Source organism: Halobaculum limi, assembly GCF_029490015.1.
GTDB lineage: Archaea > Halobacteriota > Halobacteria > Halobacteriales > Haloferacaceae > Halobaculum > Halobaculum limi.
Genome location: NZ_CP120468.1, coordinates 2,468,911 through 2,487,727, shown reverse-complemented (window position 1 = coordinate 2,487,727; position 18,817 = coordinate 2,468,911). Strand labels below are relative to the sequence as shown.

Below are 18,817 nucleotides of genomic sequence, written 5' to 3'. Positions count from 1 at the left end.
GCCGGAATCGACCGGCGGCCCGCCCTCGGGCGAAGTCGAACCGGAGCGTCGACTACCGCCGTCCGAACAGGCGGTCGCGCAGACTGCGGTTCGTCGGCCGCTCCGCCAGGAGGACCGAACACTCCACGTCGTCGACGACGTCGAGTGCGAGTGCCCCGCTGACGAGTCGCGAGAGCATCCCGCGTTCGGTCGCACCGATGATCACCAGCGAGGAGTCGGCGGCGTGGCGACCGATCGCCTCCTCGACGTCGCCCGACTCCACTACTTGATTAGCGTCGCCGAGACCGTGGTCGTTCGCCCACGTCGCGAGGAACTCCTTCCCGTTGCCGACGTCGTCGGCGACGTGGAGGAGTGTGATCTCCGAGTCGAACGCGGACTTGAGGTAGCCCGCGACCTCCGCAGACAGGTCCGAGTCGGGACCACCCGCAGTCGGAACGAGGACGCGACTCGGGTCGAAGCCGCGGTCGCGCAACACGAGGAAATCACACGGCAGGTTCTGCGTGAGTTCGTCGAACCGACCCTCGACGCGGCCGGGCGCGCCGTGTCCCTCCGGTCCCCAGCCCATCACCACGAGGTCGGCGTTGTGGGTCTTGGCGGCGTCGAACACCTCCGCGAACGACTGGTGGGAGACGATGGTCGTCGTCTCGACGGGCACGCCCAGTTCCTCGGCGTCGAGGCGGGCGCGGTCGAGCAGTTCGTCGCTCGTGTCGTCGAACTCGGGGACGTGTTCGGCGGCGTACTCCAGCGACGTCTGGTCGGGCACCGAGACGATGTGGACGGCGTCGACCGATCCGCCGCGCTGGCGGGCGATGTTGGCCGCGAGTTCGATCAGGTCGGCCTCGCTCGCGGGGTTCGCGAGCGGCACCATCACCTTGTACTCGCCGCCGTCGGGCGCGACTGCGTCGGCCGCGCCGACCGCCGCATCCGGGAGGTCGTCGGAGCGCGAGCGCACGAACTCCGAGAGCGCACCCTCGCTGGTCGTTCGCGAGCGAGCGTACACCAGGTACCACACGACCGCGAACGCGACGAACGCGCCGCCGATGAGGACGACCAACGGCTCGATGAACACGATGAGCGCGAGCGAGACGATCGCACCCAGCACCGGAACGATGGGGTACAGCGGCACCGTGTAACTGGGGTCGTACCCCTCGACGTCGGCCTCGCGCATCACGATGAGCGCGACGTTGAGCAGGGCGTAGATGACGAGGTGGAGCACCGACCCGAGCGTCGACAGTATCTCGACGTTCCCGAGGAAGATGAACACGAGAATGAGCGCGCCCGTGATCGCGATGGCACGGTACGGCGTCCCGAAGCGTGGGTGAATCTCGTTGAGTTCCGGCGAGACGATGCGGTCGCGACCCATCGCGAAGTTGATCCGCGAGGACGCGAGGATCGACGCGTTCGCCGAGGAGGCGGTCGCCAACAGGCCACCGATGAGCATCGCCACCGCGCCCACGGGCCCGAGAACGAGGCGTGCCACCTCGACGACGGCGATCTGGTTACCGGGCAAGCCGGCGATGAAGCCCTGTTCGACGGCCGCGCTCATCACGACGAGGACGAGCGCGTAGATGGCCGTCACGATGACCACGGAGCCGATGACCGCGCGCGGGAGATTCTTCCCTGGATCTTTGATCTCCTCTGCGACGGACGTGATCTGCACGAAGCCGAGATACGACACGAAGATGAGCCCGGTCGTCGTGAGCATCGGGCCGAAGCCCGTCGCCTCCGGGAGATTCGCCGGATCCGCACGCAACGCTCCGACCACGGTGAACACCGCGAGGATGGCGACGAGGATGACGACGATGACGTTCTGGAGCTTCCCCGTCTCTTTCGCGCCCACGTAGTTGATGAAGACGAACAGCGCCGCTCCAGCGAGCGCGACTACCTTCACGTCGACCGGCAGGGCGATACTCGTCAGCGGGATACCGATATCGCCACCGGTGATGTTGACCACGTACTCGCCGAACCCGACCATGTAGAACGCGGAGGCGAACGCGAGCCCCATCCAGTTGGCCCACCCTGCGACGGACCCGAACAGGGGGCCAAGCGCACGATTCACGTAGTAGTACGCGCCGCCGGACTTCGGCATCGCCGTCCCCAATTCGGAGGCGGAGAACGCCGTCAAGATCGCGATCGCACCGCCGAGGACGAACGAGATGACGGCGAAGGAACCGGCCTCCGAGATGGCGACGCCCGGCAGGACGAAGATACCCGCCCCGATCATCGTGCCGACCCCGATGGTCAGCGCCGCGAGCGGACCCAGGTCCTTCGCGAGTTCTTCGTCGCCGCTCATTCGTCCTCGTGGCGCGGGAGGGTCACGACCGGGAGGTCGGCCTCGGTCACCAGTCGCAGTGCGATGTCGCCGGTGAACAGGCGGATGAACCGACCGCCCTCACGCGGTGTGAACACGACCGCGGTCGCGCGCTCTTCGTCGGCGACGTCGAGCACGGCGTCGACGACGTCGGTGTCGTAGACGATCCGACGGTCGACGTCGCCGCTCGATAGCACGCCCTCGAAGGCGTCGAACGCCTCTTCGGCCGCTTCTTCACGCTGTTCGACGCTCGCTTTGTCGGCAGCGCCTCCGGCCTTCTCGACGACGTACACGACCGTCACGTGGCCGATGTCCGCGTCGTGAGCGTCGAGCGCTCGTGCGGTCTCGATGGCGTCTTGCTCGGATGCGACCGGCACCACGATCCGCGCGAGAAGGGTGCTCACAGGTGCTCACCTCCGCCAGGATCGGTCGGTCGTGTGAACCGTGTCTGTTGGTTGCGACGCAGTGTGTGTGCGACGGTCTCGCCGCCGCTGTATCGATCGGTCATACCGGACGCTCGGCCCGAGGCGGATTAAACGCTCCCCTCGCCGCCGGCGTCCGATTCGGACCGCGAACAGGAGTGGTCGCCCGTTGTCAGCGAAGGTCGTCCAACGAGACTGCAACGTCGGCGTCGATAGTGATCCACGTCGACTCCAGATTGTCGGGCGCGTACACCGTCACCGACGTCGGCCGTTCACCGTCGTCGAGCAGGTACCGCAGGTCGAACTCGGGCAGGTCGTCCAGTAGTTCCCCCTCCAGCTCCGCACGTCCGTCGCTGGTGTGCATACCGGGTGTGTACCGTTCACGTACTTCATACTGTCTGCCCAGTTCTCAACGGGGAGAACGAGAAACTGTGAGTCGGCCGCGCCGTTCAGTCGTCGCCGAACATCTGCCGCATCATGGGGTGCATCTCCATGAGTTGCTCTTCGGCGATCTCCTCGTACAGTTTGTACGTAATCGACACCGTCAGCAGCAGACCCGTCCCGGAGACGCCCCCCAGCGTGCCGAGCATATTCGCGATCACAGCGAGTGCGCCGACGAGCGCACCGCCGATGACGGTCACCTGCGGGATGTACCGCTCCATCACCTTCTCGATGACCTGCGGGTTCTTCCGGAAGCCGGGGATCTGCATCCCGGAGTTCTGAATCTGCTTGGCCGTCGCCTCCGGACCCATTCCGGTCGTCTCGACCCAGAACACCGCGAAGATGGCGCCGCCGATGATCATGAACGTCAGGTCGACGAGCACCCGGATGATGATCTGCCACGGTTCCGCGCCCACGGTGAACGCCCCCGAGAACCACATCCAGTCACTCCGCGACTGGATCGGCGCGAGGTAGTAGAACAGCCCGCTAACGGGCTGCCCCTGCGAGTAGACGCCGATGAACGCGGGGAGCGTCACGTAGTTGTTGAGGATCTGGCCGAGGAACTGGATATTCGCCTGCAGCGCGCGAACGAGGATCATCGGCAGGACGGACGCGTAGATGAGCTTCACGGGGAAGCGACCGCGTGCGCCCTTCACGCGAGCGTGACTCAGCGGAATCTCGACGCGAACCGACTCGGTGTACACGACGACCGCGAAGATGAGCGCCGTCGTGAACAGCGCGAGGATGTTCCCGGGGTCGAACAGCAGCGACTGGAAGAACGGATCCAGTTCGATGCTGCCGGTGATGATGCCGAACCACGCGGGGAAGAAGCCGGTCACCTGCGTCCCGAGTGCGGGGATGGCGAACAGCCCGGCGACGAGCTGTTGGCTCACCCCGGCGATGATGAACAGACCGATCCCGGAGCCGACGCCCCACTTGGAGATGACCTCGTCCATAAACAGGATGAGGACGCCGCCGACGAACATCTGCGCGAACAGCACCGTCTTCAAGCCGGTGACGCCGACGCCCAGCGAGGAGGCCAACTGCGAGTCGACCGGCAGGAAGTTCCCGGCGAACACCATCGGCAGCCCCGTCAGGCAGATCATCACGATCACCAGCAGCTTCTGGAGGCCCTGGTAGAGGATCTGGTCGCGGGGGTCGTCGGTGTCGAGGCCGAGTAGGTTCGCACCGCCGAGTAACTGGAGGACGATCGACGCCGTGACGATGGGACCGATCCCGAGCTGTAGAATCGACCCCTGTGACCCGGCGAGGATCGACCGGAAGCGGCCGTAGAAGTCGCCTTCGGCCCCGCCTGTTGCGAGCCCGAACATCGTGATGTTCGTCAGGAAGAAGTACATCACGAGGATGCCAGCCGTCCACGCGAGCTTCCGCTTGAAGGGCACGTGCCCCTCCGGACGCTCGACCGTGGGCATCCGCGTGAGTACGGGTTCCGCGGTCTCTTTCCAACCCATATTGCGTGTGTCTGGTTGGTCGGCACACCTTAACGCTTCGATTGGGGCCTCCGAGCGCGCCCCCGCGAAGCGCAAGACGGAACCACGGGTGATTCTCCCGTCGTCGGTCGAACGCCGTCGCTGACGGGTGTCGGTGACCGTGTGAAGAACCGAACCGCGAAACTGCGGTGGTGACTCCGACTACTCGTCGGCGTCGTCGGCCTCGGCCTCGGCCTCGGCGGCCTCGGCTTCCTCCTGCGCCTTCTTCGCGCGTTCGGTGAGTTCCGCAGAGCCGCCGGCCTCCTCGATGAGGCGGCGAGCCTCGGCGGTGAACGCGTCGGCCGTGACGTGGAGTTCGCCGTGAACCTGCCCGTCGCCGAGCACCTTCACGACGTCGACCTCGTGGCCGTCCTCGGCCACGTCACGCGCGTCGAGGGCGTAGCCGTCGCCCTCCTCCTCGGCGACCCCTTCGGCCGCCAGCAGGCCAGCGTCCTCGTCCAGTTTCTGGACGGAGACTTCGGCGACGACGTCCTGCACGCCCTGCGGGCGCTTGAAGCCGTGCTTACCCAGCGGACCGTACAGCTGCCGTTCGTGCTTCTTGCGGCCGGCCGCGCCGCGACCGCCCCGGTGTCCGGCACCGCGCCGGTTCTTGTGGGAGCCGCCGCCGTGCGTCCGCGAACCGCGTTGGCGTCGCTTCTTGCTCGTCATTATCGCATCGCCTCCAGGAGGCTGTCGATGTCGTCGTGGCGACCGAGTTCGCCACCGTTCTTGACGGCGTGTTTGATGCCCTTGTGGCCGCCGCGCGGGGCGTGCAGCCGAAGGACCGGCGAGAGACCCTGCTCGCGCAGCGTCGTCTCCTCGTCGACCAGCGCCGCTGCCAGCGACTCGACGTCGTCGTAGTCGGTGTTGTCCGCCACCCACTCGTCGTCGACGTCGGCGTCGCCCTCCAGCGGTTCGCCGCGGCGCTCGATGAGCAGTTCGACCGTCTCCTGGTCGGGCTCGCCGAACGCGACGAAGTCGTTCACCTTCGCAATCATCCCGCGGTAGGTGTCCTCCTCGGGCACCAGCGCGCAGTGGTTGATCGCGTGGATGTTGAGCATCTTCAGGGTGTCGCGCTGAGCGGCGGACATGTCGATCTCGCCGCGCAGTTGGACGACTGCCTGCATCAGTTCTCACCCTCCGCTTCGCGCTGGATGCGCCGCGCCCGGTCGGGCGTGCGAGCCTGCGAGGCGTTCTTCAGGGCGTTGAACGTCGCCTTCGCGAGGTTGACCGTCGTCCGGGTGTTCCCGTTCGACGACGTCCAGGCGTCCTGCACGCCGGCGAGTTCGAGGATGTTGCGGACGGTCGGTGCCGCCGCGAGGCCCAGCCCCTGCGGGGCGGGCTTGATCTCGACCTCGACGGATCCGGCCTTGCCGGTCGCCGTCCGGGTGAGGGAGTTGACTCCACCAGCGGAGTCCTCCCAGGAACCCGAGCCACGGTCGACCTTGATCATGTTCAGCTTGGCCACTTCGATGGCCTTCTGGATCGCGCCGCCGACCTGGTCGTCGCGGCCCTCGGCGTAGCCGAGGTAGCCGTCGCGGTTGCCGATGGCGACGACACAGCGGAACTTGACACGACGCCCGGAGTCGGTCATGCGCTGGACCATGTTGATGTCCAGCACTTCGTCCTCCAGGTCGGGGAGCAGCTGGTCGACCAACTGGTACTCCTTCAGCGGGAGTCCCGAGTTGAGCGCCTGCTCCATCGTGGTGATGTCGCCCTCCTGTACCTTCCGGCCGAGCCGCGTGCGCGGCTCCCAGCCGCCGTTTCTACTCATTGTCGAATTCCTCCGTCAGTGTCTCCCGAAGCTCGTCGAAGTGCTCGGGCAGGTCCGCCGCGTCGAACTCCCCGCTGTACAGCGGCTCGTCGAGCTGCTCGGCGAACTCGGCGATGTGCTCGCCGCGGTTGCGCGACCAGTCGGCGAGGACGCTGTCGTTGTGGGGGATTTCGAGCCCGGCGTCGATCGCTCCTTCCTGCACCGCGAACGCCTTGTTACCGGGCGTCGCGGTGTTCAGGCCGATGTCGAGGACGGCCTCTTCGAGGCCAGCCTCGACCGCCCGCAGGCCCGCGAGGTAGCCCGTGAGGTACGCGCTGGGGAGGTTGCCCGTGGGGGCTTCCCAGCCGTACTCCGCGAGGTCCTCGCTGGACGCGGACGCGTGTGTCTCATCACCGTTCGGACCGGGGGAAACCAGCTGCGCCCTGATGTGCTTGTTCGACAGGCGCGCAACGAGGCGCGGCTTGCCGGATTTCAGCAGGCGCAACCTCTGATGGTAGTCCGTCCGGACCTCTCGGCGACGTCGCATCGGTACCTTGTAGCGTGGTCCGGTCGCCATTAGTCGTCCTCCAGAGTTACGTCGTAGTTGTTCACGATGTACGAGTCGAGTCGGCGCACGTCCTCGAACTCCCCACCGGAGGCCTTGTTGTACAGTTCGCGGTACTGCGAACTGTCGAGGGGCCCGTCGTCGCGGAGTTCCTTGAGTCGTGCACGCTGGGCGCGGATCCGCGCGATCCAGTCGTCCTTGGAGTTCTGCCGGCCGCCGGCCTTCCCTTTGCGGGAGCCAGCACCGGTGCGGTGGCCGTACGCACGCTTCGCGTCGCGTTCGCGGGCCCGGCCGCGGGAGTTCCCCTTGGCGTCTTCGGCGCGGATGTTGCCCTGTTCGATCTGCTCGCGGATGTCCTCACGCGTGATTGCGTCCGCGAGTTCGTCCTGTGCTTCCGGGTTGAGCCAGACGCGGCTCTTGCCGACGTCGAGTTCGTCGGCGGCGAGCCGGCGCTGTGCTGCCAGGTCGCTCATTGGTCCACCTCGACTTCCACGTAGGTCGGGTTGAGAACGCGAATCTCGCGGTCCTCACACTCGTCTTCGATGGCTTCGCGCTTGCGACCGCCGACCGACGAGGCGATACGGACCGCCTGCGTCGCGGGGTCGACACCCTCGAGGTCGTCCGTGTTGAACACGCGGACCTCCTCGAAGCCGCTCGGGTGCAGGCCGCGGGCGGCCTTCGGCGAGCGGAAGCCGGCCTCGACCTTCGGGCCTTTGCCCTTGATGCTCCGACGCTGCTTCGAGAGCTGACCGCGGGGGCGACGCCACGAGGTCGGGACGCGCTTCTTCTTGTGGTAGTCCTGCCGGTTGAACTGCGGCGTGGACGTGCGGTGCTTCTTCGCGAGCGCACGAGCCTTCTCGGCGTCCAGCTCGGGCGTCTTGTCCGCGTGCCCGCGGGGGCGAAGCTCCGTCTCGACGTCCTCGGTGTCGGCCTCCTCGGCCTCCTCCTCGGGCTCGTCTTCTTCGATTTCGGCTTCGGTCTCCGATTCGACTTCGAGGCCGCCCACGTCCGCTTTGATGCGGGCCGCGAGGGCGTTCCCGACGCCGGAGACTTCTGCCAGTTCACCCTGCGAGGCGGCCTTGACGTCCTCGACGGACTCGTAGCCGGCCTCACGAAGCGCGTCGGCCTTCGACGGGCCGACGCCGGAGATGTCCTCGAGTTCCGCGATGTCGTCGCTCATTTAGACATCACCCGTGGGCTTTTGCGTGATGTACACGCCGTCCTGGAAGACGCGCGTGTCCTTGTCGGTCACGCGGGTCAACTGTTCGATGCCGGCGGCGGTCTGCCCGACGTCCTCTTTCGAGGGGCCAGTCAGGGTCAGTTCCTCGCCGTCGATCTGTACGTCGGTGTCGCCGCGGATCTTCGCGCGACGAGGTGCCGTCTCCCCGAGGAAGTTCGTGATGACGACTTCCTCACCCTCGACGGACACGTCCATCGGGAAGTGAGCGTAGAAGACCTCCATCTGGTACTCCCAGCCGTTGAGAACCCCGTGGACCATGTTGTCCACGTGGCTCTCGAAGGTGCCGACGGTGGCCTTGGTTTGTCGATCGGCGTCGTCCGGGTACGAGATGACGACGGCGTCGTCCTCGACGGAGACGCTGACGTTCGGGTACCACAGGCGGCGCGTCACCGAGCCCTCGGGCCCCTCGACGGTGAGGTCGAGGTGGTCGAGATCGGCGGAGACGTCCTCGGGTAGTTCGATTTCTCGTTCCATATCAGTAGACGTATGCGATTACCTGGCCACCGATGCCCTGTTCGCGGGCCTCGTAGTGGCTCATGACGCCGTGACTCGTGGTCACGATGAGTGCGCCGTAGTCTCGCGCCGGGAGGAATCGCTTCTCCCATTTCTCGTAGCCGTCTGCGGCCACAGAGTAGCGCGGCTTGACTGCGCCACACTCGTTGATGGCGCCCTTCAGTTCGACCTCGAACGTTCCCGCTCGGCCGTCGTCCACGAACTCGAAGCCGTCGACGTAGCCGCTGTCGTACAGGACTTCGAGCGTGGAGCCGATGATGTTCGAGGCGGGCTGGACCGTGTGCTGTAGGTGACCGACGTCCTCGGCGTTGTCGAGACCGGCGAGAGCGTCGGCGAGTGGGTCGTTACCTGCCATAGTTATCGGTACTTCCGGAACCCCATGTCCCGGGCGACCTCTCGGAAACACTGGCGACAGAGGTTGATGTCGTACTTGCCGACGAGCCCCTGCTTGCGCTCACAGCGACGGCACTGGGCCTCTTGGCCCGTGCGGCTGGAGGCGTGTTCGCCCGTCTCCTCGGGTCCGTTCGTTTCGATGTCTGCGTCGCTCATTGAGTGACCTCCACGTCGAACTCGCGTTCGAGGAACGCGACGGCGTCCTCGACGCTCATCCGGTGTCCGCTCGGGATGGACCGGGTGACCTTGTCTCGCTGGGAGACGCGGTAGCCGGGTCGCGTGAGCGTCACGGTGACGTCGAGCCCGTAGATTCCGATCTGCGGGTCGTACTCCTGACTCGGGAACTCGGTGTGTTCGGCGACGCCGAAGCTGAAGTTCCCGGTGTCGTCGAACTGCGACTGCGTGAGGTCGACCAGTTCCAGCGCCGTCTGCAGGAACTCGTCTGCGTCCTCCTCGCGCAGCGTGACCTTCGCCCCGATGGGGTCGCCGGGTCGGATGTCGAACTCGCCGATGGCGCGTTTGGCCGTCGTTCGAACCGTCTCCTGCCCGGTGATCTCTTCGAGGATGTCCTCGCCGTTGGCGAGTTCGCGACCACCCTGGCCGACGGCCATGTGGACGACGACCTTCTCGATGCGCGGTTCGCGCATGTCGTGGAAGGAGTCAGCCTCGCTCATTCGTCATCACCCGTGAAGTTCTCGTCGATGACGACGACGTAGTCTTCGACCGTCTCGAAGCCGCCCTCGTCCTGTTCGACGGTGACGGCGTTGGCGCCGGATCCGGCGGTGACGGTGATCTCTTCGACGGTGCCGATCTCCCCTGCGTGGGAACCGGCGACGGCGGTCACGAGCGCACCCTCCTCGTACGGGAAGTGCGCCACGACCTCCTTCGTCTCGTTGTCGACGACCAGCGAGTCGCCGCCGGCGTACGACGCCTCGTCGGTGACGAGCGTCGTGCCGTCGTGCAGCGTGTACTGGAAGTCGCCGCCGGCGACCTGCGTCTTGCCGGCGACCTTGCCCAGGCGCGAGGAGGCGGACTCCTCGTCGATGGGCGTCAGCGAGAGCCGACCGCCCTCGCCGGGGAACACGCGGTAGTACTCCTCGCGCTCGTTGAACGCCAGGATGTCGAACATCCCGACCGGGCGAGCCTCGTCCGAGACCGCCTTGCCGTTCACGAGCACGGATCCGTGATCGAGCGCGTAGCGCGCTTCCTTACGCGAGTCGACGTACCCCAGCACGTCCCGAAGGACGATGAGCAGGGGCACACCGGACTCGCCGTGCGGGCCCGCGCCCGCCTTCACGGTGAACGTCTCTTCCTTCCGCTCGATCGGCCACGAGTTCGGGGCCGACAGTCGCTTCTGGTGGTTACTCATGTTATGCAGCCTCCTCGTCGGACTCCAGTCGCGCCTCACGGCGGTCGTCGTCGAGATCGAGGTCGACGACGCGAACGTTCGAGGCGTCGAGGGGACGCGGAGTCTCCTCCCCGTCGGCCTTCTCGACGACGACGTCCTCGACGTGGATCACGGACTTCCGCAAGTCCACGTCGATGACCTCGCCCTCTTCGCCCGCGAAGTCGCCGCGCATGACCTCGACGGTGTCGCCCGCGTTGACGCGGACGTTCCGCTGGCCGTACTCCTCACGGAGCTCCTCCGAGAGGGTGGCGCGAACGAACTTCTGTCGCTCGTGCAGCGGCGCGTCCCGGGTCCGAGTGCGCTGTTTGCGTGGTTGTTCGCTCATACGATCTGTGTCGCAGTGGATGCGATGCTCCCGAAGCGTTCGGCGACCTCACGCGCGATGGGACCCTTGATCTCGGTCCCGCGCGGCTCTTCCATGTCGTCGATGACGACGGCGGCGTTGTCCGCGAACTTGACGCGCTGGCCACTTGGGCGACGGATGGGTTTGCGCTGGCGAACGACGACCGCTTCCAGCACCTGACGCCGCATCTCCGGCGTCCCCTTCGTCACCGAGACGGTGACCTTGTCGCCCACGCCCGCTTTGGGGTGGCGGTTCTTCGTCCCCGAGTAGCCCGCAACGGAGATGACCTTGAGTTCACGTGCGCCGGTGTTGTCGGCGCACGTGATCAGGGAGCCTTTCTCCAGGCCCTGCGTGACGTCGGCCTTCAGAGCCTCCATCAGGCATCACCCTCCGTGTCGAGCGTCTCGACGACGACGTGACTCTTCGTCTTCGACAGCGGCCGCGTCTCGGCGATCCGAACCCGGTCACCCTCCTCGACGTCGAGGCAGGGCGACAGGTGGGCCGGCACGCGGCTTCGTCGTTTCATATACCGGTCGTACTTCGGCACGAATACGTCGTATTCGCGCTCGACGACGACCGTCTTGTCCATCGATGTGGAGGCGACCGTTCCTTCGAGCGTCTGTCCGCGCACGGAAAGCGATCCGTGGAACGGGCAGTTCTCGTCGGAGCAGGCCTCCTCCGGTTCTGTTACGTTCAGTCCGATTGCCATTGGTGATCACCCGCACGTTCCGTGCGGAAGGCGGGTCGTGAGAGCAGTCTGGCCCCATCCACCGTAACGGAGACCGCGTCCTCGCAACCGTCCGACTGACCGGCTCTGACACCGGCAGTTTCGTACTGTCCCTGCTCCCCGGCCAGTGTGGGGTGCGTGGACGACGGAAGTTCGAACGCGGACCCGGGGGCCTTGCGGTCCCCCGCGGCTTCATCTATGGGCTGGGTGTGACGGCGGCCCACGCCGTCTCCCGATTCCTGCGCAGAGAGGACAAACCGGAACGTCGTCCCCTCTTTCGGCACGCGCTTGTCCCCCCGAGCGGTGCGCACCGTCAGGGTGCGCATACTCTCGGACACGACGACGCCAGCCAGCCCGACGTGGGCGTCGCTGGCGGCGGCGACCACCCGTACAGGGAGGCCGCGGAGTTCGTGTCGCGTGAGTGTCTCGGGGGTGCGTGCCATCGTCGTTACTCGTCTGCGTCGTCGAAGTCGCCTTCCTCGCGCTGGACCGTCTTGACCCGCGCGATGGTGCGCTTCAGCTCACCGACGCGCCCCGGGTTCTCCGGGGCACCGCCGGCCGCCTGCACCGCCTTCGCGTTGAGCAGTTCGGTCTCGAACTCTTCGAGTTCGGCCTCGCGCTCTGCGGGCGTCATGTCGCGAATCTCTTGGACGTGAAGGATCGCCATGTGTTACTCCTCCTCCTCGTCGGCGTCTTCGTCGTCCGATTCCATCTCCGCGACGAGGTCCTCGGCCTCGGCTTCGACGTCCTCGTCGAGGTCGTCGAGTTCGGGCTCCTCGTCGGTGGGTTCGGCCGTCTCGGCGTCGTCGCCGTCGGCCGTCTCCTCGGACTCGATGACCTCCTCGACGACCTCTTCGTCGATGACGTCTTCGGGGTCCTCGTCCGGAATCTCCGGTTCGTCGAACTCGGCGTCGACGTCGTCGGCCTCCGGAATTTCCTCGTCGTCCACGTCGGCGAGCAGGTCTTCCACGCCCTCGCTGGCGGGAGTCGCCTGCTCGACTTCGGGCGCGTCGGCGTCCTCGGCGATCTCGAAGTCGTCGGGCAGCACCGCGCCCGGCGGGATGATCTTCACCGTCACGCCGATGGTCCCGAGCTTCATGACTGCGACGCCCTGACCCTCGTCGACGACCTCTTCGGCGGGTTCGCCGTTGTGCTTGATGTAGCCGCGGTTGAACTTCTCCACGCGCGAGCGGGCACCCGTCACCTTTCCGGAGAGGACGATCTCGGCGCCCAGTGCGCCTGCGTCCATAATCCGGTCGATGGTGGTGTGACCCGCACGGCGGAAGTACCAGCCGCGCTCCAGAGCGTTCGCGAGACGGTCCGCGACGATCTTCGCGTTGAGGTCGGGTTCGTCGACCTCCTGCACGTCGATCTGCGGGTCGTCCATATCGAAGCGCTCCTCGAGTTCGGTGGTCACCTTGCGGATGTTCTTTCCGCCCTTGCCGATGACCATCCCGGGCTTCTCGGCCTTGAGCACGATCTGCGTGCCCATCGGGGTCTTGGCGACGTCCATGCCGCCGTAGCCGGCGCGGCCGAGTTCCTCTTCGAAGAACTCGTTGATCTGGCTCCGCTGGAGCCCGTCCTCGATGAACTGATGTTCGTCCGCCATGTTATGCGTCTTCCTCCTCGATGATCATTTCCACGTCCACTTGCGGGCTGTTCCAGGGGCTTGCGCGACCCATCGCGCGGGGCTTGCGACCCTGCTGCTCGCCAACCTTGTGGGCGGCGACGTGCTTGATCGTCATCGCCTCGCCGTCGAACCCCTGCTCGATGGCGTTGTTCTTGACGTTCTCAAGGAGCTTCAGGAAGTCCTTGGAGGCCTTCTCGGGGTAGCGGCCGGCGTCCCAGCCGTCGATGTCCGAGCGGTGACCCACGCCGGAGTTGTGCTTGCGGAACGGGACGGAGCGATCTCCGTCGATGACCGCGTGCAGGTACTCCTCTGCGTCGGCGACCGTCTCGCCGTTGATCTCTCGGGCGATGGCCTTGCTGTGCTTGAAGCTGATCTGCCGCTCGCGGAGCATCCCCTTGGCGGTGGTCTCCGGGTCGGCGTCGACGCTGTAGCTGATTCCCATTGTTACTTGAGGGGCACGAACTTCGAGGACCGGGTCGCGCCGATACCGGCCTGCCCGTGCTCCACGGAGTTACGGGTCAGGTTGAACTCGCCGAGGTAATGCCCGATCATCTCGGGCTCGACGACGACGCGCTCGAACGACTGGCCGTCGTACACCTCGAACGTGAGGTCGACGAACGACGGCACGATCGGCATGTCGCGGACGTGCGTCCGGATCGGGTCGTTCGCCGTCTCCTCGGCGGTGGCGTCCTCGGCGGCTTCCAGCAGTTTGTGGTGCTGGACGCCGAGTCCTCTGGTGATACTTCGCCGCGCACGGGCGGGCAGCAGTTCCGCGACTTCTTCGAGCTCCATCTCCTGCAGCTCGTCGAGCGTGTGACCGCGGTAGGTGAACTCACCCTCGCGGCCGGTGCGGTATTCCTGACTCATGGGTTACTTGTTGCCCCCGCGACCGGTTCGCTTGGAGGCGATGTCACCGACCTTCCGGCCCGGCGGGGCGTTCCGCGAGACGGATTTCGGCTGTCCGGGGTGCTGGCGGCCACCGCCACCGAACGGGTGGTCGACGGCGTTCATCGCCACACCACGGACGCGCGGGTACTTCGTCCCGCGAGAGCGCATCTTGTGGTACTTGTTCCCTGCCTTGACGAACGGCTTCTCCGTCCGACCGCCACCGGCGACGACGCCGATGGTCGCGCGGCAGTCCGGGTTGAGGCGCTTGACCTCTCCGGAGGGAAGCTGAACGACCGCAACGTCACGGTCGTGGGTGAGCAGCGTCGCGTTGACACCCGAGGCGCGGGCGAACTTGCCGCCGTCGCCGGGCTTGGACTCGACGTTACACACCGGAACCCCTTCGGGAATCTCTGCGATGGGGAGCGTGTTGCCGGGCTTGATCTCCGCGGAGACGCCGACCGACAGCGTCTCGCCGACGGTGATGCCCTCCGGCGCGAGCACGAGGCGGCGGTCGCCGTCCTCGAACTCCACGTCCGCCAGCGGTGCCGACCGTGCGGGGTCGTGCTCGATGCCGACGACCTCGCCGTGGACGGTGTCCGCGGCGTCCTCTTCGATCTTCTTGTGCTGCTTGTCCGACTTGTAGCGGTGCGACGGGGCTCGGAACGTCGAGCCACCGCGACCGCGTCGTTGTCCCTGAATCCTGCGTCCCATGGTCAGAACACCCCGATTCGCGAGGCGACTTCCTGCGCGTCGTCGTCCTCGACGAGTTCGACGGTTGCCTTCTTCTTGCCCTGGGGGGTCACCTGCGTCCGGACCGACTCGACGCCGACGTCGAACTGCGCGGAGACCGCGTCTGCGATCTCGTGTTTGTTGGCGTCGATGTCGACGATGAACTGGAGCTTGTTCTGGAAGTCCATCTCGTCCATCGCCTTCTCGGTGACGAGCGGGTGGTGGATGACCGACTTCATCGCTCGGCCACCTCCTCCAGTGCGCTCTCGGTGAAGACGGTCAGGCGACCGGCGTGCGTGCCGGGTGCCAGGTCCTCGACGTTGACCTCACGACCCGTGGTCACGTCCACGCCCGCCAGGTTGCGTGCGGCCTTCGACGGCTCGCCGCTGGTGACGAACAGAACCGATTTGGGCTCTTTCGTCTTGCGGCCACGGGTGGTCCCACGACCGGCGCGGATGTTGCGCCCCTCGTCGGCGCGCTCAACGTCGCCGTGGACACCGACGGCCTCGAGGAAGGAGACGACCTCCTTCGTCTTCACGAGGTCTTCGAACTCGTCGGAGACGACGAGCGGAAGCTCGGTGTCCTCGTCGAAGACGTGGCCGCGCTCGGCGACACGCTCGGCGTCGGCGGTGGCCGCGATGGCCGACCGGGTCGCGAGCTTGCGCTCTTTGTCGTTTACCTTCTTGCTCTGGTCCTTCTCGGCCTTCGGCGGGTGGGCCCGGCGGCCCTTGACGGTCTGCGGCACGCGGCGACCCTGCCCGTTCTGTCGGGGCACGTGGGCCATCCCGCGACCGGAGCCGAACGACTCCGCGGGGGTGCGGAGGCCGGCGAACTCGTCAGCGCCGTACGCCTGCTTTCGGTTTGCCTGTGCGGCGACGACGGCCCGCTGGATCAGGTCCGAGCGGAACTGCGTCTCGAAGACGTCGGGGAGGTCGACCTCGCCCGCCTCGTCGCCGTTCAGGTCGCGTACTGTTGCCTTCATTATCCTTGGTTCGATTCGGTGGAGACGTAGCGCACCTCAGGGTCGAGGCGCGGCTGGTCGTTCGGCCGGATGGCCGGGCGGAACCGCAGGAGGCGCTTGGAGGGGCCCGGCAGCGAGCCCTTCACGAGCGCGTAGTGGCCGTCCACCTCGCCGTAGCCCTTGAAGCCGCCCTCGACGGAGGCGTCGTCGCCCTCGCCGAAGTCGATGAGCCGCTTGTTGAGCTCCGTGCGCTGGTGGTAGCCGGTCTGCCCCTGCTGGGGAACGGTCGAGCGAACGCGCGACGGGTTCCACGGGCCGAGGTTACCGATCCGGCGCCGCCAGCCCTGTCGTGCGTGTTTGCCCTTCCGCTTCTGGACGCCCCAGCGCTTGACGGGACCCTGGGTGCCCTTCCCCTTCGTGACGCCGGAGACGTCCGCGTACTCGCCGGCGCGGAAGACGTCGCCGAACTCGTGTTCGCCGCCATCTTCGACCAGGTCGAGTGCGTAGTCGAGGCGCTCGTCGACCGAGCCACCGCCGACACGCGTCTCCATCACGTCAGGCTTCTTCTTGGGGACGTTCGAGAGCTTCGCCGGTTCGGTGTGCGTGATGAACCGGAGGTCGTCGACGACGCCGTCGTCGACCAGTTCGCGAAGTTCCGCGGCGTCTTCCTCGAAGGTGTTCTCCGCCGGCAGGTCGAGCACGCGGTCGAGTTCGTCGTGGAACTCGGTGGCCCAAACCTCGGTGACCGGCTTCTGTCCGTACGGCGTGTCTTCGTAGGCTCGCAGGGCGACTGCCCGCATGGGGGGCACCTCCACGACCGTCACGGGAACGGACTCCTCCATCCCCTCGCGTGGGGAGTTGGATTCGTCGTTCACCATAACGACGTGGGTCATGCCCGCCTTGTAGCCCGCGAAGCCCTGGACGCCGGCAGCGCCGTCGTCCTCGGGCCACGAGCGGATGCGGGGGACTTCACTGCTCGCGCGCTTGCGCGGGCCGAAGCCCAGCGAACCCTTGCGTGGTCTGCTTGGTTGTGGCATGTTGTTTGCTTACTCCGTGAGCGTGAGCGGCGAGAGCGCGGCGAAGATCGCTTCTTCGGTCCGCACCACCTCGCTGCCCTGTCGCGGAATCGCGTTCAACCAGAGATCGAACCCCGAGCCGTCCGTGGCGTCGGGGTCGACCGGGACATCGTCGGTGTCCAGACCGATGATGTCCGGAAGCCCTCTGCCGGGTGCGCCGAACGCGACCGCCACGTGTGTGTCGCGCATCCGTGCGCGCACGTCGCCGAGCCGCGAGACGGACAGTTCGCGTCCGTGTCGCGATGTGGCGATGGCGGTTTCGGCGTCGGCGAGGGCATCCTCCAAGGCCGCGCCCGTCACTCGGAACCCCGGTGGGGGGTCGTCGGTGAGGCGGGCACGGACCGGTTCTCTCGAAGAGACCCTGACGGTGACGCGCTCCCCCTCCACGTACTCCCGTCCGGGAGACGCGTGCAGGGAGATCGGGTGTTGCATTCCGCAATTGACCCGAACGCGGCCTTCAGGTCCGACCTCGGTCACGATTCCCTCTCGTAATTCCGACCCGTCTGGGTCGGAGCGAGCGGGCCGCATCGGCGGGAGCACGCCGACGTGTCGGAGTTCGTCGCGTTTCCCCCACACCTCGCGTCGGAGGTAGGAGGGAGTCGCGCAGTACTCCAGCACGGTCTTCACGTACTCCTCACTTCTACGGCGTTCGCCTTCCCTGTCTGGGAAGACGACCAACCGGTCCGCCCGGAAGATCGTCGCCGCGCGGGCGACGTAGCCGAGTTTCCGTGTGGCCTCGCGGCCGTCCTCGGCCTCCCGGACGAGCGACGACGGAACGAGTACGTCGAGTCTCGTTCCGTTCATTGTCGCTACACCGGACTGTACTGCAAGCTTGCTCGGCCCCGACCTAAAAGGGTATTGAATCGCCGGCCACGGCGTGACGGCTTCACACACCCGTTATCGGAGGTTTCACGTGACACTCTCTCACGTGCCACACGCCACCAGACGAATGTCATTCAGAGACACGTTACGTTCCCACACTGCGGAACCGGAAGAACGGATTTATATATCACCCTGCCGTTAGTAGAAAATGCGCACCGGGAGAAAGCCGGAGACGGCGCCCGGATGCAGGTACGCACTGGTAGTGTAGTGGTATCACGTGACCTTGCCATGGTCACAACCTGGGTTCAAATCCCAGCCAGTGCATCTTCTTTCGAAGACCACCCGACGAGACGTAGTCTTGTGATGTCCACCATCGATCCGTTGGTCTGCCAGCACGTCGTCCCTACTCCGGCCGTACCGTCCTCCAAACAGCCATTCGTGTTGTATATTCACCATATTTGACCGTTTCTTTAATATCTGATAACGCCTGACTGGTGATGACCCGGTTTCAATCCGGCACGTTCGAGGACTTAGATGAGCAGCTATCCGGTACGAGGTGTCGATCCAGTGGGTCCAGCGGCCACGACCCACCTACCATTCCAGATCAGTGTCGACTATCTGGTCCGAGTGTTCGGCGAGGCGGCCGAGTTCGTCCTCTCGAACCCGGAGGTGTTCGTCGCGTTCGTCCTCTGGCAGTTAGTACTTCTCTACACCGTCCCGGTGCTGTTCTGGGACTTCGAACTCGGCGTGTACTGGCTCCGAAACTGGCAGAACCGCAGGAACCGCGACCGACAGACAGAGTGGGGACTCGACGCCCTCCAGGTCCGAATCGTGACTATCGACAACGCCGCGGTGGTACAGGAGACGGTCGATTCGCTCCCCGATGGCGTCGAAGACATCGTCGTCGTCGCCGAGCGACCCATCGACGTCGAGAAAGAGACCGACTGGCAGGTGTTCGGCGGCACCGCCGGCGAGAACTCGATCCGGATCGACGGGACCCGGTACCAGACGTACCCCGGATTCCGGTCGGGCTTCCGGGCGTTCCTCGACGAGTAGCCTGTCGCCGCGAGAGCGCGACCGTCGACCGTTGGAGAGAACACCGATA

At 66.1% G+C, this 18,817-nt stretch carries 29 protein-coding genes and 1 tRNA gene; 2 read left to right on the top strand and 28 right to left on the bottom strand.

The window, feature by feature from the left end:
• Positions 1 to 52: 52 nt before the first annotated feature.
• The 28 genes from P0D77_RS12590 to P0D77_RS12455 form a co-directional block, all read right to left on the bottom strand.
• Complete coding sequence (locus P0D77_RS12590; RefSeq protein WP_277553428.1) at positions 53 to 2,293, bottom strand: amino acid permease; 2,241 nt, start codon at positions 2,291 to 2,293, stop codon at positions 53 to 55.
• Positions 2,290 to 2,715 (bottom strand): universal stress protein, encoded by a 426-nt coding sequence (locus tag P0D77_RS12585; protein WP_277553427.1) that lies wholly within the window; start codon positions 2,713 to 2,715, stop codon positions 2,290 to 2,292. The genes P0D77_RS12590 and P0D77_RS12585 overlap by 4 nt, the downstream gene beginning before the upstream one ends.
• Before the next feature lie 190 nt (positions 2,716 to 2,905).
• A complete protein-coding gene (locus P0D77_RS12580) occupies positions 2,906 to 3,097 on the bottom strand; it encodes a hypothetical protein (protein WP_277553426.1) in 192 nt (63 codons plus the stop codon).
• Positions 3,098 to 3,182: 85 nt separating this feature from the next.
• The gene (secY, locus tag P0D77_RS12575) at positions 3,183 to 4,646 is read right to left on the bottom strand and encodes a preprotein translocase subunit SecY (protein ID WP_277553425.1); all 1,464 of its coding nucleotides are present in this window, start codon (positions 4,644 to 4,646) and stop codon (positions 3,183 to 3,185) included.
• Positions 4,647 to 4,826: 180 nt separating this feature from the next.
• Positions 4,827 to 5,333, bottom strand: coding sequence for an uL15m family ribosomal protein (locus tag P0D77_RS12570; RefSeq protein WP_277553424.1), 507 nt, complete (start codon positions 5,331 to 5,333; stop codon positions 4,827 to 4,829).
• Positions 5,333 to 5,791, bottom strand: coding sequence for a 50S ribosomal protein L30 (gene rpmD, locus P0D77_RS12565; protein WP_277553423.1), 459 nt, complete (start codon positions 5,789 to 5,791; stop codon positions 5,333 to 5,335). The genes P0D77_RS12570 and rpmD overlap by 1 nt, the downstream gene beginning before the upstream one ends.
• Positions 5,791 to 6,438, bottom strand: a complete 648-nt coding sequence (locus tag P0D77_RS12560; RefSeq protein ID WP_277553422.1) for a 30S ribosomal protein S5 — start codon at positions 6,436 to 6,438, stop codon at positions 5,791 to 5,793. Before P0D77_RS12560 ends, rpmD begins: the two co-directional genes overlap by 1 nt.
• Positions 6,431 to 6,994, bottom strand: coding sequence for a 50S ribosomal protein L18 (locus tag P0D77_RS12555; RefSeq protein WP_277553421.1), 564 nt, complete (start codon positions 6,992 to 6,994; stop codon positions 6,431 to 6,433). The genes P0D77_RS12560 and P0D77_RS12555 overlap by 8 nt, the downstream gene beginning before the upstream one ends.
• Complete coding sequence (locus tag P0D77_RS12550) at positions 6,994 to 7,455, bottom strand: 50S ribosomal protein L19e (RefSeq protein WP_277553420.1); 462 nt, start codon at positions 7,453 to 7,455, stop codon at positions 6,994 to 6,996. Before P0D77_RS12550 ends, P0D77_RS12555 begins: the two co-directional genes overlap by 1 nt.
• A complete protein-coding gene (locus P0D77_RS12545; RefSeq protein ID WP_277553419.1) occupies positions 7,452 to 8,162 on the bottom strand; it encodes a 50S ribosomal protein L32e in 711 nt (236 codons plus the stop codon). The genes P0D77_RS12550 and P0D77_RS12545 overlap by 4 nt, the downstream gene beginning before the upstream one ends.
• Positions 8,163 to 8,696, bottom strand: a complete 534-nt coding sequence (locus P0D77_RS12540; RefSeq protein WP_277553418.1) for a 50S ribosomal protein L6 — start codon at positions 8,694 to 8,696, stop codon at positions 8,163 to 8,165.
• A gap of 1 nt (position 8,697) precedes the next feature.
• Positions 8,698 to 9,090, bottom strand: coding sequence for a 30S ribosomal protein S8 (locus P0D77_RS12535; RefSeq protein WP_277553417.1), 393 nt, complete (start codon positions 9,088 to 9,090; stop codon positions 8,698 to 8,700).
• A 2-nt stretch (positions 9,091 to 9,092) separates the two neighbouring features.
• On the bottom strand, positions 9,093 to 9,284 hold the full coding sequence (locus P0D77_RS12530; RefSeq protein ID WP_277553416.1) for a 30S ribosomal protein S14: 192 nt from the start codon (positions 9,282 to 9,284) through the stop codon (positions 9,093 to 9,095).
• Positions 9,281 to 9,802: a 50S ribosomal protein L5 gene (locus P0D77_RS12525; RefSeq protein ID WP_277553415.1), complete on the bottom strand. Its 522-nt coding sequence runs from the start codon at positions 9,800 to 9,802 to the stop codon at positions 9,281 to 9,283. Before P0D77_RS12525 ends, P0D77_RS12530 begins: the two co-directional genes overlap by 4 nt.
• A complete protein-coding gene (locus tag P0D77_RS12520; protein ID WP_277553414.1) occupies positions 9,799 to 10,497 on the bottom strand; it encodes a 30S ribosomal protein S4e in 699 nt (232 codons plus the stop codon). Before P0D77_RS12520 ends, P0D77_RS12525 begins: the two co-directional genes overlap by 4 nt.
• 1 nt (position 10,498) lies before the next feature.
• Positions 10,499 to 10,861: a 50S ribosomal protein L24 gene (gene rplX, locus P0D77_RS12515; protein WP_277553413.1), complete on the bottom strand. Its 363-nt coding sequence runs from the start codon at positions 10,859 to 10,861 to the stop codon at positions 10,499 to 10,501.
• Positions 10,858 to 11,256, bottom strand: coding sequence for a 50S ribosomal protein L14 (locus P0D77_RS12510; RefSeq protein WP_277553412.1), 399 nt, complete (start codon positions 11,254 to 11,256; stop codon positions 10,858 to 10,860). Before P0D77_RS12510 ends, rplX begins: the two co-directional genes overlap by 4 nt.
• Positions 11,256 to 11,588, bottom strand: coding sequence for a 30S ribosomal protein S17 (locus tag P0D77_RS12505; RefSeq protein WP_277553411.1), 333 nt, complete (start codon positions 11,586 to 11,588; stop codon positions 11,256 to 11,258). The genes P0D77_RS12510 and P0D77_RS12505 overlap by 1 nt, the downstream gene beginning before the upstream one ends.
• The gene (locus P0D77_RS12500) at positions 11,573 to 12,049 is read right to left on the bottom strand and encodes a ribonuclease P protein subunit (protein WP_277553410.1); all 477 of its coding nucleotides are present in this window, start codon (positions 12,047 to 12,049) and stop codon (positions 11,573 to 11,575) included. Before P0D77_RS12500 ends, P0D77_RS12505 begins: the two co-directional genes overlap by 16 nt.
• A gap of 5 nt (positions 12,050 to 12,054) precedes the next feature.
• Positions 12,055 to 12,273, bottom strand: coding sequence for a 50S ribosomal protein L29 (rpmC, locus tag P0D77_RS12495; RefSeq protein WP_277553409.1), 219 nt, complete (start codon positions 12,271 to 12,273; stop codon positions 12,055 to 12,057).
• A gap of 3 nt (positions 12,274 to 12,276) precedes the next feature.
• Positions 12,277 to 13,215, bottom strand: coding sequence for a 30S ribosomal protein S3 (locus P0D77_RS12490; protein WP_277553408.1), 939 nt, complete (start codon positions 13,213 to 13,215; stop codon positions 12,277 to 12,279).
• 1 nt (position 13,216) lies between these two features.
• Positions 13,217 to 13,678, bottom strand: coding sequence for a 50S ribosomal protein L22 (locus P0D77_RS12485; protein WP_277553407.1), 462 nt, complete (start codon positions 13,676 to 13,678; stop codon positions 13,217 to 13,219).
• A gap of 2 nt (positions 13,679 to 13,680) precedes the next feature.
• Complete coding sequence (locus tag P0D77_RS12480; RefSeq protein ID WP_277553405.1) at positions 13,681 to 14,103, bottom strand: 30S ribosomal protein S19; 423 nt, start codon at positions 14,101 to 14,103, stop codon at positions 13,681 to 13,683.
• A gap of 3 nt (positions 14,104 to 14,106) precedes the next feature.
• Positions 14,107 to 14,835 (bottom strand): 50S ribosomal protein L2, encoded by a 729-nt coding sequence (locus P0D77_RS12475; protein WP_277553404.1) that lies wholly within the window; start codon positions 14,833 to 14,835, stop codon positions 14,107 to 14,109.
• Positions 14,836 to 14,837: 2 nt separating this feature from the next.
• On the bottom strand, positions 14,838 to 15,092 hold the full coding sequence (locus tag P0D77_RS12470) for a 50S ribosomal protein L23 (protein ID WP_277553403.1): 255 nt from the start codon (positions 15,090 to 15,092) through the stop codon (positions 14,838 to 14,840).
• Entirely contained in the window at positions 15,089 to 15,835 is a 747-nt protein-coding gene (rpl4p, locus tag P0D77_RS12465; RefSeq protein ID WP_277553402.1) for a 50S ribosomal protein L4, read from the bottom strand. Before rpl4p ends, P0D77_RS12470 begins: the two co-directional genes overlap by 4 nt.
• Positions 15,835 to 16,851 (bottom strand): 50S ribosomal protein L3, encoded by a 1,017-nt coding sequence (locus tag P0D77_RS12460; protein ID WP_277553400.1) that lies wholly within the window; start codon positions 16,849 to 16,851, stop codon positions 15,835 to 15,837. The genes rpl4p and P0D77_RS12460 overlap by 1 nt, the downstream gene beginning before the upstream one ends.
• Positions 16,852 to 16,860: 9 nt before the next feature.
• On the bottom strand, positions 16,861 to 17,694 hold the full coding sequence (locus tag P0D77_RS12455; RefSeq protein ID WP_277553399.1) for an RNA methyltransferase: 834 nt from the start codon (positions 17,692 to 17,694) through the stop codon (positions 16,861 to 16,863).
• Between the two features lie 271 nt (positions 17,695 to 17,965).
• Here P0D77_RS12455 and P0D77_RS12450 point away from each other — a divergent pair.
• Positions 17,966 to 18,036: transfer RNA gene (locus P0D77_RS12450), tRNA-Gly, on the top strand.
• A gap of 243 nt (positions 18,037 to 18,279) precedes the next feature.
• Positions 18,280 to 18,768, top strand: a complete 489-nt coding sequence (locus P0D77_RS12445; protein ID WP_277553398.1) for a hypothetical protein — start codon at positions 18,280 to 18,282, stop codon at positions 18,766 to 18,768.
• The last annotated feature ends 49 nt before the right edge of the window (positions 18,769 to 18,817 follow it).

Bases quoted from the DNA above. Each gene is read 5' to 3' on its own strand.
- P0D77_RS12555 (WP_277553421.1), bottom strand. From the start codon at position 6,994: ATGGCGACCGGACCACGCTACAAGGTACCGATGCGACGTCGCCGAGAG.
- P0D77_RS12475 (WP_277553404.1), bottom strand. From the start codon at position 14,835: ATGGGACGCAGGATTCAGGGACAACGACGCGGTCGCGGTGGCTCGACG.
- secY (WP_277553425.1), bottom strand. From the start codon at position 4,646: ATGGGTTGGAAAGAGACCGCGGAACCCGTACTCACGCGGATGCCCACG.
- P0D77_RS12520 (WP_277553414.1), bottom strand. From the start codon at position 10,497: ATGAGTAACCACCAGAAGCGACTGTCGGCCCCGAACTCGTGGCCGATC.
- P0D77_RS12535 (WP_277553417.1), bottom strand. From the start codon at position 9,090: ATGGCAGGTAACGACCCACTCGCCGACGCTCTCGCCGGTCTCGACAAC.
- rpl4p (WP_277553402.1), bottom strand. From the start codon at position 15,835: ATGAAGGCAACAGTACGCGACCTGAACGGCGACGAGGCGGGCGAGGTC.
- P0D77_RS12525 (WP_277553415.1), bottom strand. From the start codon at position 9,802: ATGAGCGAGGCTGACTCCTTCCACGACATGCGCGAACCGCGCATCGAG.
- P0D77_RS12455 (WP_277553399.1), bottom strand. From the start codon at position 17,694: ATGAACGGAACGAGACTCGACGTACTCGTTCCGTCGTCGCTCGTCCGG.
- rpmC (WP_277553409.1), bottom strand. From the start codon at position 12,273: ATGGCGATCCTTCACGTCCAAGAGATTCGCGACATGACGCCCGCAGAG.
- P0D77_RS12510 (WP_277553412.1), bottom strand. From the start codon at position 11,256: ATGGAGGCTCTGAAGGCCGACGTCACGCAGGGCCTGGAGAAAGGCTCC.
- P0D77_RS12545 (WP_277553419.1), bottom strand. From the start codon at position 8,162: ATGAGCGACGACATCGCGGAACTCGAGGACATCTCCGGCGTCGGCCCG.
- P0D77_RS12490 (WP_277553408.1), bottom strand. From the start codon at position 13,215: ATGGCGGACGAACATCAGTTCATCGAGGACGGGCTCCAGCGGAGCCAG.
- P0D77_RS12590 (WP_277553428.1), bottom strand. From the start codon at position 2,293: ATGAGCGGCGACGAAGAACTCGCGAAGGACCTGGGTCCGCTCGCGGCG.
- rpmD (WP_277553423.1), bottom strand. From the start codon at position 5,791: ATGCAGGCAGTCGTCCAACTGCGCGGCGAGATCGACATGTCCGCCGCT.
- P0D77_RS12560 (WP_277553422.1), bottom strand. From the start codon at position 6,438: ATGAGTAGAAACGGCGGCTGGGAGCCGCGCACGCGGCTCGGCCGGAAG.
- rplX (WP_277553413.1), bottom strand. From the start codon at position 10,861: ATGAGCGAACAACCACGCAAACAGCGCACTCGGACCCGGGACGCGCCG.
- P0D77_RS12485 (WP_277553407.1), bottom strand. From the start codon at position 13,678: ATGGGAATCAGCTACAGCGTCGACGCCGACCCGGAGACCACCGCCAAG.
- P0D77_RS12580 (WP_277553426.1), bottom strand. From the start codon at position 3,097: ATGCACACCAGCGACGGACGTGCGGAGCTGGAGGGGGAACTACTGGAC.
- P0D77_RS12505 (WP_277553411.1), bottom strand. From the start codon at position 11,588: ATGGCAATCGGACTGAACGTAACAGAACCGGAGGAGGCCTGCTCCGAC.
- P0D77_RS12460 (WP_277553400.1), bottom strand. From the start codon at position 16,851: ATGCCACAACCAAGCAGACCACGCAAGGGTTCGCTGGGCTTCGGCCCG.
- P0D77_RS12480 (WP_277553405.1), bottom strand. From the start codon at position 14,103: ATGAGTCAGGAATACCGCACCGGCCGCGAGGGTGAGTTCACCTACCGC.
- P0D77_RS12470 (WP_277553403.1), bottom strand. From the start codon at position 15,092: ATGAAGTCGGTCATCCACCACCCGCTCGTCACCGAGAAGGCGATGGAC.
- P0D77_RS12500 (WP_277553410.1), bottom strand. From the start codon at position 12,049: ATGGCACGCACCCCCGAGACACTCACGCGACACGAACTCCGCGGCCTC.
- P0D77_RS12540 (WP_277553418.1), bottom strand. From the start codon at position 8,696: ATGGAACGAGAAATCGAACTACCCGAGGACGTCTCCGCCGATCTCGAC.
- P0D77_RS12530 (WP_277553416.1), bottom strand. From the start codon at position 9,284: ATGAGCGACGCAGACATCGAAACGAACGGACCCGAGGAGACGGGCGAA.
- P0D77_RS12570 (WP_277553424.1), bottom strand. From the start codon at position 5,333: ATGACGAGCAAGAAGCGACGCCAACGCGGTTCGCGGACGCACGGCGGC.
- P0D77_RS12550 (WP_277553420.1), bottom strand. From the start codon at position 7,455: ATGAGCGACCTGGCAGCACAGCGCCGGCTCGCCGCCGACGAACTCGAC.